The organism is Pseudoalteromonas sp. ABV4_021 (assembly GCF_056159365.1).
In genome coordinates, this window is sequence record NZ_JBSWVB010000001.1 from 1,509,030 (window position 1) to 1,523,983 (window position 14,954).

General features: G+C 40.5%; 13 protein-coding genes. 3 read left to right on the forward strand and 10 right to left on the reverse strand.

What is annotated here, in order from left to right; translation table 11 throughout:
* The 10 genes from ACXAFE_RS07160 to gyrA form a co-directional block, all read right to left on the reverse strand.
* Entirely contained in the window at positions 1-390 is a 390-nt protein-coding gene (locus ACXAFE_RS07160; RefSeq protein ID WP_475150598.1) for a hypothetical protein, read from the reverse strand.
* An 86-nt stretch (positions 391-476) separates the two neighbouring features.
* Entirely contained in the window at positions 477-1,175 is a 699-nt protein-coding gene (pyrF, locus tag ACXAFE_RS07165) for an orotidine-5'-phosphate decarboxylase (protein ID WP_475150601.1), read from the reverse strand.
* A 47-nt stretch (positions 1,176-1,222) separates the two neighbouring features.
* On the reverse strand, positions 1,223-2,359 hold the full coding sequence (locus tag ACXAFE_RS07170) for a lipopolysaccharide assembly protein LapB (protein WP_475150603.1): 1,137 nt from the start codon (positions 2,357-2,359) through the stop codon (positions 1,223-1,225).
* Between the two features lie 3 nt (positions 2,360-2,362).
* Positions 2,363-2,572, reverse strand: coding sequence for a LapA family protein (locus ACXAFE_RS07175; protein ID WP_475153594.1), 210 nt, complete (start codon positions 2,570-2,572; stop codon positions 2,363-2,365).
* Between the two features lie 66 nt (positions 2,573-2,638).
* Entirely contained in the window at positions 2,639-2,926 is a 288-nt protein-coding gene (ihfB, locus tag ACXAFE_RS07180; protein WP_010560088.1) for an integration host factor subunit beta, read from the reverse strand.
* Positions 2,927-2,990: 64 nt separating this feature from the next.
* The gene (gene rpsA, locus ACXAFE_RS07185; protein ID WP_054980726.1) at positions 2,991-4,658 is read right to left on the reverse strand and encodes a 30S ribosomal protein S1; all 1,668 of its coding nucleotides are present in this window, start codon (positions 4,656-4,658) and stop codon (positions 2,991-2,993) included.
* 77 nt (positions 4,659-4,735) lie between these two features.
* On the reverse strand, positions 4,736-5,425 hold the full coding sequence (gene cmk, locus ACXAFE_RS07190) for a (d)CMP kinase (RefSeq protein ID WP_237128785.1): 690 nt from the start codon (positions 5,423-5,425) through the stop codon (positions 4,736-4,738).
* Between the two features lie 108 nt (positions 5,426-5,533).
* Positions 5,534-6,811: a 3-phosphoshikimate 1-carboxyvinyltransferase gene (gene aroA, locus ACXAFE_RS07195; RefSeq protein WP_475150609.1), complete on the reverse strand. Its 1,278-nt coding sequence runs from the start codon at positions 6,809-6,811 to the stop codon at positions 5,534-5,536.
* Complete coding sequence (serC, locus tag ACXAFE_RS07200; protein ID WP_475150612.1) at positions 6,811-7,890, reverse strand: 3-phosphoserine/phosphohydroxythreonine transaminase; 1,080 nt, start codon at positions 7,888-7,890, stop codon at positions 6,811-6,813. Before serC ends, aroA begins: the two co-directional genes overlap by 1 nt.
* Positions 7,891-8,012: 122 nt before the next feature.
* The gene (gyrA, locus tag ACXAFE_RS07205) at positions 8,013-10,709 is read right to left on the reverse strand and encodes a DNA gyrase subunit A (protein WP_475150618.1); all 2,697 of its coding nucleotides are present in this window, start codon (positions 10,707-10,709) and stop codon (positions 8,013-8,015) included.
* A gap of 154 nt (positions 10,710-10,863) precedes the next feature.
* Between gyrA and ubiG the strand changes: the two genes are divergently transcribed.
* The 3 genes from ubiG to nrdA all read left to right on the forward strand — a co-directional run bounded on the left by ubiG (position 10,864) and on the right by nrdA (position 14,937).
* Positions 10,864-11,574 carry a bifunctional 2-polyprenyl-6-hydroxyphenol methylase/3-demethylubiquinol 3-O-methyltransferase UbiG gene (gene ubiG / locus ACXAFE_RS07210; protein ID WP_237128789.1) on the forward strand — a complete coding sequence of 237 codons (711 nt, stop codon included), beginning with the start codon at positions 10,864-10,866 and terminating at the stop codon, positions 11,572-11,574.
* A 1-nt stretch (position 11,575) separates the two neighbouring features.
* On the forward strand, positions 11,576-12,250 hold the full coding sequence (locus ACXAFE_RS07215) for an HAD family hydrolase (protein ID WP_475150621.1): 675 nt from the start codon (positions 11,576-11,578) through the stop codon (positions 12,248-12,250).
* Between the two features lie 401 nt (positions 12,251-12,651).
* Positions 12,652-14,937, forward strand: coding sequence for a class 1a ribonucleoside-diphosphate reductase subunit alpha (nrdA, locus tag ACXAFE_RS07220; protein WP_475150622.1), 2,286 nt, complete (start codon positions 12,652-12,654; stop codon positions 14,935-14,937).
* Positions 14,938-14,954 lie beyond the last annotated feature (17 nt).

A 14,954-nucleotide genomic window follows, 5' to 3' on the forward strand; every position in this document is an offset into this window, starting at 1 on the left:
CTATAAATGATTTGTTGAATCTACGAGTTCAGCAAATTGATTACTGTATACACATTTCTGATAACGTTTACCGTAATCTAATGCCTCATTCCCGTCTTCGAACTCGATAGGTGCTAAACGGAAAATTTGAAGCTCGCATTCGTCTTTATATGTTTCAACTAAATTCAAGCACTCTTCCATTTTTGCTAAATCAGTTTCGTTTTTACCAATCGCTTGGCAACGAGCCTCAACTTGCGTATTTAATGAAAGCTTTAATTCAAATTGATTAATGGGCTGGCTATTAATAGTATCTAGTATATCTATAAACGCATTTTGGCGTGTTTCGTTATCGTAATGTTGATAACCTAGGTAGGCTGCAACGATCGCAGCAATTGCAAAAATAAAACGCATGAAGTACTACTCTTCTTATTCTTTTTAGCTTCAGACGGGAATGCACTAATGCCTTAATTTACATTAGTGCAACTACTTTAATTAGATTAACTTAAAGTGTTATTTATTTCAATTAAAGTAGCTTGGGGGTCAGGTGATTGCGTAATTGGGCGACCAATAACAAGGTAATCACTGCCGGCATCAATCGCTTCACGTGGTGTCATAACGCGTTTTTGATCGCCTTTATCAGAACCTGCCGGTCGAATACCAGGGGTGACTAATTTGAATTCGCTACCCAAAGTCGACTTTAATACCGACGCTTCTTGAGCAGAACACACTACCCCATCAAGGCCTGCATCTTTTGCCAATTTCGCTAAAAACTGAACTTGTTCGTTTGGTGTTTTATCAACGCCTAAACGCTTTAATTCTGCTTCGTCCATTGACGTTAGTATTGTTACTGCAATCAGTAATGGTGCGTCATCACCATACTTTTCAAGTGCTTGTTTGGCTTTGCGCATCATTTCTGGGCCGCCACTGGCATGCACATTTACCATCCAAACGCCTAGTTCCGCCGCTGCAGAAACTGCTTTTGCTACTGTATTCGGAATATCGTGAAATTTTAAATCTAGAAATACATCAAAGCCTAAATCAATTAACTTCTTCACAAATTGAGGGCCAAAATACGTAAACATTTCTTTGCCTACTTTTAAGCGGCAATCCTGTGGTGAAACGCGTTTTACAAAATCTAACGCGGCGCTTTCATCTGCGTAATCTAATGCAATTAATACTTTGGCATCGTGGTTCATTAATAAATCCTAACTCAAAAAAAGGAATAACATATTATGTGTTTTGTTTAAAACCCGTCTACGCCACTCAATGGCACCAATGACTCAACATGTTTACAAGAAGGACAAAACCAATACATTTTTTTACTTGTAAAGCCACAGTGGTTACATTGATACAATGATTTTGTGGCGATGTAGTCTTGGACTAAATTATTTATTTCCGTTAATACTGTTTTAATGTCTTGGCTTTGTTCAGACATCAACATTAATAAGTAACTAAAGCCCCTAATATTGGGCTGCTTACGCAAAACTTGTGTAATATAGTTTCTCGCTTCATTAACCTTACCTTGGGCCATAAGGCTTTTACAATAATGTATTTTTATAAGCACACTATCGCTTTTCAAATGCTTAGAAAGATGAGAGAAATAATTATCTTGTAAGTTAAGCTTTTCGTAGCTTACTTCTAATCTATCTAAAAAAATTGGCGCGAATGCGACATTTTTATCGAGTAAACTGCCCCAGTATTTAATCGCTTGAAGAAAATCACCATCATCAAATGCTTTTTCGCCAAGCATGTACTTTGGTCTAACGAGATCTTGTGTCAGTTCTGTTACAACATCAAGAGGTTTTAAGTCTTTGTCTTGAATCGCCTTTTCGCAATAAAAATTAGCGATTGTTTTCTTTAATTGGCTGGTGTTAAAGTCGGGTTCATGAGATTGAAATAGAGCAATGCCTTTATCCCAATCATGACTTTGCAAATACAATAGCATCAGCTGACAAAGCGCGTTGCTATCTTTTAATGAGTGCAGATAAACAAGGTTCTCTTCTGCACGGTCAAGCAAACCAGCCATCATATAATCTTGCGCTAGTTCATAAAGAACATGTTTTTTTTGCTCTAACGAAAGTCCGTCATGTTTTAACAGTAATTCGTGTACTTTAATTGCGCGGTCTAACTCACCACGTCGACGGAATAAGGTTGCCAGAGTTAAATAATGTTCTACAGAATTCGCTGATATTTCTAGTAAACCAATTAGGTGCTCTAACCCCTGGTCTTCTTCACGGTCAAGTAAGAATTTTAAACCTTTACTATACTCATTAATAATTTCTTGGTTCTGTTGTTGGGCTTCATTATTAGCATTGTTTTTACCCATTATATAACCGTAAGCTGCCGCTACTGGTAACAACAAAAACAGCAATTCGATCATTAACTATCCATGACTTTGAGAAGTAAGCTTCTGATTTTGTCTTCTTAAACGACGGTTTTGCAGTTTAGCTTTTGACAATAGAATTGTACTGAGTGCAACACCTAAAAATAGGCCTAAGGCACAACAAATACTTATTATGAAAGCGAGAGGAATTTCTGCACTTGCTATTATAAAGTTAATTTTTACTAGATGAGGGTTTTGCGACCCCAACACAAATAAAACGAATAGCAAGCACAGGAGAAAAGTTACTTTGAGAATTTTGGTCAAAACAGCCTCAAATTATGCAATACTTGCATTCACGCGGTCGCGCAGTTCTTTTCCTGGCTTAAAGTGAGGTACGTATTTGCCCTGCAATTCTACTTTATCACCCGTTTTTGGGTTACGACCAACACGTGGTGCACGATAATGTAGAGAGAAACTGCCAAAACCACGGATTTCAATTCTATCTGAACTTGATAAAGAATCAGCCATAAGTTCTAACACTTCTTTTACTGCATTTTCTACATCTTTCGCTGGAATATTTGCGTGCTGTTCAGCAAGTTTTTCAATCAGTTCTGATTTTGTCATGTAAGTACCCTTTATAGTTGTAATAGGAAGAGCAGCTATTAAGCCGCTCTTCCAAGTCGACTAATTAGTCTTTTTGAGCATTTTTGAAAGCTGCTGCCATTGCGTTTTCAAACGCTGGCTCTTCTTTCTTAAGCTTATCTAGCGCTTCTTTCTCTTCAGCTTCTGAAATTGCTTTGATTGAAAGGCTGATAGCGCGGTTCTTGCGATCAACACCTACAAACTTAGCTTCTACTTCGTCACCTACAGAAAGAACTGCTGATGCGTCTTCAGTACGCTCAACTGCTACGTCAGCTACACGGATGTAACCTTCAACACCTTCGATAAGTTCAACTGTAGCGCCTTTAGCGTCAACTTCAGTTACTTTACCCTTAACAATAGCACCTTTTTTGTTTGCGTCCAGGTAGTTATTGAAAGGATCAGCTTCGATTTGCTTAACGCCTAGAGAGATACGCTCACGCTCTGGGTCAACTTGTAAAACAATAGCCGTGATTTCGTCGCCTTTCTTGAACTCACGTACAGCTTCTTCGCCAGGCGTGTTCCAAGAAATGTCTGAAAGGTGAACTAGACCGTCAATGCCGCCTTCTAGGCCGATGAAGATACCGAAGTCAGTGATTGACTTGATCTTACCAGTAACTTGGTCGCCTTTGTTTTGTAGACGAGCAAATTCTTGCCATGGGTTAGCTTTACATTGCTTAAGACCTAGAGAAATACGACGACGTTCTTCGTCGATTTCAAGAACCATAACTTCAACAGTGTCACCTAAGTTAACAACTTTTGAAGGGTGGATGTTCTTGTTAGTCCAATCCATTTCAGAAACGTGTACTAGACCTTCTACGCCTTCTTCGATTTCAACGAAACAACCGTAATCAGTAAGGTTAGTTACACGACCAGAAAGCTTAGAACCTTCTGGGTAACGACCAGCGATAGCTGCCCATGGATCTTCGCCAAGCTGCTTAAGACCTAGAGAAACACGTGTTTTCTCTTTGTCGAACTTAAGTACTTTAACTAAGATTTCGTCACCAACGTTAACGATTTCGCTTGGGTGTTTAACACGTTTCCAAGCCATATCTGTGATGTGTAGAAGACCGTCAACACCACCTAAATCAACGAATGCACCGTAGTCAGTAAGGTTCTTGATGATACCTTTAACTTCTTGACCTTCAACAAGGTTCTGTAGAAGTTCTTCACGCTCTTGTGAGTTTTCTGACTCGATAACAGCACGACGAGAAACAACAACGTTGTTACGCTTCTGGTCAAGCTTGATTACTTTGAATTCTAACTCTTTACCTTCAAGGTGAGCTGTGTCACGTACTGGGCGCACGTCAACTAGTGAACCTGGTAAGAATGCACGGATAGTGTCAACTTCAACAGTGAAACCACCTTTAACCTTACCATTGATGATACCAGTAACAGTTTCTTGCTCTTCACATGCTTTTTCAAGACGGATCCAAGCTTCGTGACGCTTAGCTTTCTCACGAGAAAGGATAGTTTCACCGAAACCATCTTCAATTGCATCTAGTGCAACATCTACTTCATCACCAACTGCTACTTCTAATTCACCAGCAGTGTTTTTGAATTGCTCAGCAGGGATTGCGCTTTCAGACTTAAGACCCGCGTCTACTAGTACGATGTTGTTTTCGATTGAAATAACAGTACCTTTAACGATTGAACCTTGTTCTGCTTCAAAACCCTTTAGGCTTTCTTCAAATAACTGTGCAAAATTTTCTGACATTATAAGTCTCTAAATAAAATATCCATTTGGCTATCCTGCCGCATGGGGTTGTTATAAAAATCAACTCTTCCTATGAGTTAACCAATTAAATTCTTTTCGATACACAAAGACACTACTTGCTCAAATGCTTGATTTGCATCGAGTTCGGTAGTGTCTATAACAATTGCATCTTCAGCAGGTACAAGCGGAGCGACTGGGCGATTCATATCGCGGTCGTCACGTGCTTTGATATCTGCAACAAGGCTGTCTATTTTAACATCAACACCACGTTGCTTCAACTCAAGAAAACGTCGATTTGCACGCTCTTCTGCTGACGCTGTTAAATATACTTTTAGCACTGCATCAGGGAACACTACAGTGCCCATATCGCGACCATCAGCAATTAAGCCTGATTCGCTTCTAAATGCACGTTGTCGACGTAATAACGCTTCGCGAACACTCGGCAATGCGGCAATTTTAGATGCCATGCCACCAACCTCTTCAGTACGAATTGATTTGGTAACATCTTCACCTTCTAAAATAATTTTACCATTGCCGGTTTCATTATCTATCACAAATTGCACATCTAAATTAGCCGCTAACGGCAATAAAGCTTCTTCGTCTGTTGGTGTTATCATATGGTGGCTCGCTGCTAGCGCTAAAACACGATAAATCGCGCCACTATCTAATACGTCCCATCCAAGCTTATTTGCTAATAAACGGCAAACGGTTCCTTTACCTGAACCACTTGGTCCATCGACTGTAATTACTGGTTGACTACCCAACATTACAACCTCCCAAAATGTACAAAACTAAAATCGCCGCGCAGTATACGCGATAATTAAAAAATTATCGCTACTTTACGGTGAAAAATCTGTGATTTCTATTTTAGACGATTATTCCGACACACTTGCAAGTGTTTCAAAATAGGTAGGAAATGTCTTATAGGTACATTTAGGATCATTGATAATTACATCATGACCACCTACCGCCACCATTGAAAAGCACATGGCAATTCGGTGATCATCATAGGTATCTATTTCGGCAAGCTGAATGTTATCGGTAGGGGTTACTTCAATAAAGTCATGCCCTTCTACAACCTCTGCACCGAGCTTTCTAAGCTCCGTTGCCATCGCATAAAGTCGATCCGTCTCTTTTACTCGCCAGTTATAAATGTTGCGTATCGCTGTTTTACCTTTTGCAAAAAGTGCAACGGTTGCAAGTGTCATGGCAGCATCTGGGATTGCATTGGCATCGATATCTACGCCCTTAAGCTCACCTTTAGACACAACAAGATAATCGTCATGCCATTCGATTTTTGCACCCACCTGCTCCATCACTTTTGCAAAACCAATATCGCCTTGCACACTTGCGGCGCCAACACCATTAATACGAATTGTGCCGCCGTTAATTGCTGCGGCCGCAACAAAGTAAGACGCACTTGATGCGTCACCTTCAACCATAATTCGACCAGGCGATTGATACTGCTGATTACCTGTCACTACAAATGATTGATAATCATTATTTTCAACACTAACGCCAAATTTTGCCATTACGCCTAAGGTAATATCAATATAGGGTTTAGAAACAAGCTCGCCTTTTATAGTGATTTCTGTGTTGTTTTTAAAAAGCGGCGCCGCCATTAACAGTGCTGTTAAAAATTGGCTCGAAATACTGCCGTCAATTTCTACTTTACCACCGGCTAGTTGATTACCCACGATTTTAAGTGGCGGATAATCTTTATTTTTTAAATAACTGATATCTGCGTCTAATGCGTGTAGTGCATCAACAAGGTGACCAATTGGCCTTTCTTCCATTCGCGGTTCGCCGATTAGCTCATATTCACCATTGGAAGTCGCTAAGACTGCGGTAAGTGGACGAAATGCTGTACCTGCATTACCTAAAAAGAGTGGCTCAGAGGGCGTTTCGAAATTGCCGCCTTTACCATGAACTTGGGCAACTGTTTTATCTTCATTTAGCGATACCTCAACGCCCATAGCGTTGAGGGCTTTAAGCATATGACGAATATCATCGCTATCGAGAAGATTCTCTACTTGTGTTGTGCCTTCGCATAGCGCTGCCAGTAATAGAATGCGGTTAGATAAACTCTTAGAGCCCGGTAACGTGACTTCACCATTTACACGCTGAATCGCTTTTAAGTGTAACTGATCCATTACTTATGCTCCTGTTCGAACTTATGCATGAAGTCTACTAGTGCTTTTATGCCATCAATTGGCATTGCATTATAAATACTGGCACGCATACCACCTACCATGCGATGGCCTTCAAGCGCGAGTAAACCAGCTTGTTTCGACTCTGCTAAAAAGGCTTTGTTCAGTGATTCGTCGTTAAGCCAAAATGGCACATTCATGCGTGAACGGAAGTCACGCGCAACGGTATTTTTATAAAACTGGCTATTATCAATAAAATCATAAAGTAATGACGCTTTTTCGATATTTTGTTGTTCTATTGCTGCAACGCCACCTTGTGCTTTTAACCATTTAAAAACTTCCGCAGCTAAATACCAAGAATACGTAGGCGGCGTGTTATACATGCTTTCTTTTTTAGCTTCTAAGGCATAATCAAAAATGCTCGGCTTCTGTGTACCTTCACGTGAAAGCAGTGATTTTTTCACAATAACAATCGCAAGGCCTGATGGGCCGATATTTTTCTGTGCGCCTGCATAGATCAAATCAAACTGATTAACGTCAATTTCACGCGAAAGAATGTTTGAAGACATATCTGCAACGATTGGTGCACTGTGTTTTACCGTATCAAAAATTTCAATGCCGTCGATTGTTTCATTCGGGCAATAGTGAATGTATGACGCATCGCTCGGTAATGGCCAAAGTTCAGGCGTTAAACAATTAAACTCGCCGTTTTTATCATCGCGTACATTAATTTCAATAGCATCAGTAAACTTTTGTGCTTCGCTAAATGCGCCATCAGACCAAATGCCACTATTGATGTAGACAGCCTGTTTGTTTGCAACATGAAGATTCTGCGGTACTGCAGCGAACTGACCGCGACCACCACCGTGCATAAATAACACGGCATAGTCGTCAGATATGTTCATTAACTCACGTAAATCACGTTCGCTTTGCTCAGCAAGCGCTATAAATTCGCTACTGCGATGACTTATTTCCATCACATTAACGCCAAGCCCTTGCCAATCTAAAAACTCTTTTTGCGCTTTTTCTAATACTGCTCGGGGCAAACTTGCTGGCCCTGCACAAAAATTATATACACTCATTCCCAAAACCTCATTTGTACATAATTAGAAAACAAAAAAGCGGCTGTTAGCCGCTTTTAACATTGTTCATACTGTAACTGATTAAATATCAAATTACCGCATGATAAAGATGAATATTTTTTCTATTCAGCTGGTTGCTCTGAATTATTTTCATCTGTATTTGGTGTTTCATTACTTTCGCTTGAAACTGCTTCATCTTCACCTTCTTCAGAAAGGAATTGAGACTCTTCAATTTCATCGATACGCTGTAAACCAACAACTTGTTCGTCATCAGCTGTACGAATTAAAATAACACCTTGTGTATTACGACCAACGGTAGATACTTCATGAACACGGGTGCGCACTAATGTACCTTTGTTAGAGATAATCATGATTTCATCATTATCTTCAACTTGCACCGCGCCAACTACTTTACCATTTCGCTCAGATACTTTAATCGACACAACACCTTGTGTTGCACGGCTCTTCGCTGGGTAATCTTCAAGCAGTGTACGTTTACCATAACCATTTTCAGTGATCGTTAATACCGGACCATCGTTCTTAGGTACGATAAGTGACACAACTTTCACGTCATCTGGCATCTTAATACCGCGTACACCTGTCGCTGTACGACCCATCGGGCGTAACGCTAGTAATTCTTCGCCAGTTTCCGCATCAAGTTTCACTTCACCTGTTTCCGAATCACGTTGTTTTTCGTTAAAGCGTACTACTTTACCGTGATCAGTGAACAGCATGATGTCGTTTGTGCCGTCGGTGATATCTGCACCAATCAAGCTATCGCCTTCGTTTAGATTGATTGCGATAATGCCCGAAGCACGCTGACGACTGTATGCCGTAAGTGGTGTTTTCTTAACTGTACCGTTCGCTGTCGCCATTAATACATACTTATCTTCTTCATACTCGCGTACTGGTAAGATAGTGGTAATACGCTCATCTGCTTCAAGTGGTAGTAAGTTAACAATTGGCTTACCACGCGCAGCGCGACTTGCAAGCGGTAACTGGTACACTTTAAGCCAATATAAACGACCTGACGTAGAGAAACATAAAATCGTGTCGTGGGTGTTTGCAACTAATAAGCGTTCAATGAAGTCTTCATCTTTCATCTTAGTTGCAGATTTACCTTTACCGCCACGACGCTGCGCTTCGTAATCAGAAAGCGGTTGATATTTAACGTAACCTTCGTGTGACAGCGTTACTACAACGTCTTCTTCATTGATTAGGTCTTCAAGGCTGATATCGTGCGCAGCTGCTGTAATTTCAGTGCGACGCTCATCGCCAAAGTTTTCTTTAATTTCAACGAGCTCTTCACGAATAACTTCCATTAAACGCTCAGGGCTAGAAAGAATATAAAGTAGCTCAGCGATTAGATCTAATAGCTCTTTATATTCATTTAAGATTTTCTCGTGTTCTAAACCTGTTAGCTTATGTAAACGTAGGTCTAGAATTGCATTCGCTTGTGCTTCTGACAGATAGTATTGGCCATCGCGAATACCTAGATCTGGCGCAAGCCATTCAGGGCGAGCAACGTCATCTTCACCTGCTTTTTCAAGCATGCCTTTAACGTTACCCAGTTCCCAGCTACGAGAAAGTAAGGCTACTTTTGCTTCTTCACGAGTTTGCGAACGACGAATAACCTCGATAATAGGATCGATATTCGCAAGTGCGATTGCTAAACCTTCAAGAGTATGTGCTCTGTCACGTGCTTTACGTAAATCAAATACCGTACGACGCGTAACTACTTCGCGACGGTGCGTAACGAACGCTTCAAGCATTTCTTTTAGGTTAAGTAGTTTTGGTTGCCCATTATCTAGCGCAACCATGTTCATACCAAACACTGTTTGCATTTGTGTTTGTGCATACAGGTTGTTTAGAACAACTTCGCCTACTTCACCACGTTTAATTTCGATAACAATGCGCATACCGTCTTTATCAGACTCATCGCGCAGTGCACTAATGCCTTCAATTTTCTTGTCTTTAACAAGCTCAGCAATCTTTTCAATTAAACGTGCTTTGTTAACTTGGTATGGGATTTCGTGAACAATGATTGTTTCTTTACCCGTTTTTTCGTTAACTTGAACTTCTGCTTTGGCGCGGATGTAAACTTTACCACGGCCTGTTTTATACGCTTGCTCGATACCTTTTTTGCCGCTAATAATACCCGCTGTTGGGAAATCAGGACCTGGGATATAATCGATCAACTCTTCAATTTGTATTTCAGGGTTTTCAATAACCGCTAAACAGCCGTTAATTACCTCAGATAAATTGTGTGGCGGAATGTTGGTCGCCATACCTACCGCGATACCCGATGCACCGTTCACTAATAAGTTAGGAACTCGTGTTGGTAGTACCGCTGGAATTTTTTCCGTACCATCATAGTTATCAACGTAATCAACCGTTTCTTTTTCAAGATCCGCTAATAATTGATGGGCCATTTTAGCCATACGTACTTCGGTATAACGCATCGCAGCAGCACTGTCGCCGTCTACCGAACCGAAGTTACCTTGACCATCAACTAATAAATAACGAAGTGAGAACGGCTGAGCCATACGTACAATCGTATCGTAAACTGCGCTATCACCGTGTGGGTGATATTTACCGATTACGTCACCTACAACACGTGCAGACTTTTTATAAGGTTTGTTCCAATCATTATTGAGTTCATTCATTGCGAAAAGTACGCGGCGATGAACTGGTTTTAAACCATCTCGTACATCAGGAAGCGCACGTCCTACAATTACGCTCATGGCATAATCGAGGTATGAATTTTTTAATTCATCTTCAATATTGATTGGAAGGATTTCATTGGCGAGATCTGTCATCCGATTTCTCTTCCTTCAATCGTGTATTAATTCAGTTATTATTTTTATAACCAAAGCATGCTAACACAAAAAATCATTATTTACAGGTTGTAAGCGGTAGTCTTTTTATAAAAAATCCCTTTATAATGCCCTCAAATCACTCTGGATGCTTTTTATGACCGTTCAACAAAATGTAGATGCAAGTGAAATTGCAAAATTTGAAGCCATGGCCGACCGTTGGTGGGATCTTAATGGCGAATTTAAACCGCTACACGAAATAAACCCGCTTCGTTTAGACTTTATTAACTTATATAGCCAAGGCATTTTCTCAAAAAATGTATTAGATGTTGGCTGCGGTGGCGGTATTTTAGCTGAAAGTATGGCTAAGCTAGGCGCGCAAGTGACGGGGATTGATATGGGTGAAGAGCCCTTAAATGTTGCTAAATTACATGCATTAGAAGTCGGTGTTTCCCTTAACTATGAAAAAGTGACCGCTGAAGCGTTTGCCGAGCAAAACCCTCAGCAATTTGATGTTGTTACGTGTATGGAAATGCTTGAGCATGTACCGGATCCTGAATCGGTAATCGCATCATTGGCAACATTGGTGAAGCCTGGTGGTCATGTATTTATGTCAACGCTTAATAAAACACTTAAAGGGTATTTATTTGCCATTGTCGGTGCCGAGCACTTACTTAAGATTGTGCCAAAAGGCACGCACGACCACGACAAATTCATCAAGCCTGCGACTTTGATTAATTGGGCTGAAAAATACGGCCTTAAAGCGCGCATTATGAAGGGGTTAAGTTACAATCCGCTTGGTCAAACTTATAGTCTAACTAATGATGTATCAGTTAACTATATGATCCATTTCGAAAAGTTAGCATAAAATGTATCAAGCAGTATTGTTTGATTTAGATGGCACCTTAATCGACAGTGCGGATGATTTAGGTGCTGCGCTTAACTTTGTGTTGGCCAAACATAATAAACCGACGGTAAGTGCAGAAACATATCGTACGCAGGCCTCTAACGGTACGCTTGCATTACTCAAACTTGGTTTTGGTGATGAATGGCAACATTTCTCAAACGACGAACAAACACATTTAAAAGAAGCGTTTCTTACTTTTTACGCAAACAATTTATGGTGTAAAAGCAGTTTTTACCAAGGTATTGTGCCACTAATTGCGTTTTTAGATGAGCACGCAGTTCCTTGGTCGATTGTGACAAATAAACCAAAGCACCTAACTAACCCCCTTGTTGCGCAAATAACACAATTTGCAAACTGCAAAAATATTGTATCGGGTGACACACTTGAACGCGCCAAGCCCTACCCTGATCCTTTGCTTTACAGCTGTGAATTAATGAAGGTTGATCCTATGTGTTGTATTTATATCGGTGACGATGAGCGCGATATCATTGCTGGCAAATCTGCGGGGATGAAAACAGCTTCGGCGCTTTGGGGATATTTAAATGGCAACCCTGTTTCAACCTGGCAATCTGACTTAAGCTTTACCAACGCCTGCTCACTGCTTAACCATATATCTAGTTGCTATGATAAAAAATAACCACTAGATATAGTGGTTATTTTAATCTCGGACCCAAAAACAATACCTTGTGAATTTGCAACAAATAAATTTTAAATATTTTTTTTTATCGTATTTTTTTCGTTGTTTTTTCACATAGACTAAACACACTTTACTTAACAAGTTAGTGGATGCTAACAGACTAGTTAGTAAAAAATTGATCACAAATTATCTCGCTTTTCTAGGCCTTGAAAAAAGACGCATACCCCTCTATCTTGTGATCATCTGTGATGGCGACACCATATCTAGTAGCTAAGCGAAAAACGAGCACTAGTGGTAATTTCGCCTGAGCCGTGCGCTTAAATAATAGGACAAAAGTCCAGTTTAATATTTCGACATAATAAAAATTTTTTGCTCGTTTGAAGGAAATTGCAGGCATAACTATGAACCAAGAGCTTTCAGTCAGTAAACGTGACGGTCGCAAGGAACCGCTTGACCTAGACAAAATTCACCGCGTTATTGCATGGGCAGCAGAAGGCCTAAATAACGTATCTGTATCGCAAGTAGAACTAAAATCACACATTCAGTTTTACGACGGTATCCGTACAGAAGATATTCACGAAACCATTATCAAAGCTGCTGCTGATCTAATTTCGAAAGAAACACCAGATTATCAGTATCTTGCTGCGCGTTTGGCAATTTTCCATTTGCGTAAGAAAGCCTATGGTAAATTTGAGCCACCTAAACTGTACGATCATATGGTTAAGATGGTTGAAATGAACAAGTATGATCCACATCTACTTGCTGACTATAGCCTGCAGGAAATTGAAGAGCTTGACGCGTATATTGATCATTCTCGTGATCTTACCTTTAGTTATGCTGCGGTTAAGCAGTTAGAAGGTAAATACCTTGTGCAAAACCGTGTTACCGGTGAGATTTATGAAAGCGCGCAGTTCCTATATATTTTAGTGGCAGCATGTCTATTCTCAAAATATCCGAAAGACACGCGTTTACACTATGTAAAACGTTTTTACGACGCAACGTCGACGTTTAAGATTTCATTGCCAACGCCAATTATGGCGGGTGTGCGTACTCCTACGCGTCAATTCAGTTCATGCGTACTGATTGAATGTGACGATAGCCTAGATTCAATTAATGCAACGTCATCGTCGATTGTAAAATACGTAAGCCAACGTGCTGGTATTGGTATCAATGCGGGCCGAATTCGCGCACTAGGTAGCCCTATTCGCAGCGGTGAAGCATTCCACACTGGCTGTATTCCTTTCTACAAGCACTTCCAAACGGCAGTTAAAAGCTGTTCACAAGGTGGTGTGCGTGGTGGCGCTGCAACACTATTTTATCCGTTATGGCACTTAGAAGTTGAAAATCTACTGGTGCTTAAAAACAACCGTGGTGTTGATGATAACCGTGTTCGTCACTTAGATTATGGCGTTCAATTTAACAAAGTAATGTATTCGCGCTTAATTAAAGATGATTACATCACGCTGTTTAGCCCGTCAGATGTGCCTGGTCTTTACGATGCATTCTTTGAAGATCAAGATGAGTTCGAGCGCTTATACGTACAATACGAACAAGATGAATCAATTCGTAAAAAACGCATTAAAGCGATTGAATTATTCTCAATGTTTGCTCAAGAGCGTGCGAGCACAGGTCGTATTTACCTACAAAACGTAGACCACACAAATACACATAGCCCGTTTGATTCAAAAGTTGCACCAATTCGTCAGTCTAACTTGTGTTTAGAAATTGCACTTCCTACTAAGCCATTAAAACACGTAATGGACGAAGAAGGTGAAATTGCACTGTGTACGCTTTCTGCGTTTAACCTAGGTGCGATTAAATCACTTGATGAATTAGACGAGTTAGCAGAACTTGCTGTGCGTGCACTAGATAACTTACTCGATTATCAAGATTACCCTGTACCGGCTGCATATAACGCAACTATGGGTCGTCGTACGTTAGGTATTGGTGTAATTAACTACGCTTATTACCTTGCGAAAAACGGTGTTAAGTATTCAGACGGTTCAGCAAACGCGTTAACTCACCGTACATTTGAAGCAATTCAATATTACTTAATGAAAGCATCAAATGAACTTGCTAAAGAAAAAGGCGCGTGTCCTAAGTTTAACGAAACAACGTACGCAAAAGGCATTATGCCAATTGATACCTACAAGAAAGATCTTGATACGATATGTAGTGAGCAATTGCACCTTGATTGGGATGGCCTACGCGAAAGCATTGTTAAACACGGTATGCGTAACTCAACGTTATCTGCGTTAATGCCGTCAGAAACGTCATCACAAATTTCTAACGCAACCAATGGTATTGAGCCACCGCGTGGACACATCAGTGTTAAAGCGAGTAAAGACGGTATCTTAAAGCAAGTTGTTCCAGAGTACGAACGTTTACAAGATGCGTACGAGCTACTTTGGGATATTCCAAGCAACGATGGTTACTTGCAATTAGTCGGTATTATGCAGAAGTTTATCGACCAAACTATTTCTGCTAACACTAATTATGATCCAAATAAGTTTGAAGGCGGTAAAGTTCCAATGAAGCTATTGCTTAAGGATTTACTGACTGCATACAAACTTGGTGTTAAAACACTTTACTACCACAACACCCGTGATGGTGCATCGGATTCACAGGACGAGCTTAAGCCAGAGCCTGAAGATGATGGCTGTGCAGGCGGCGCGTGTAAAATCTAAATCCCAGCGGGCAAAGT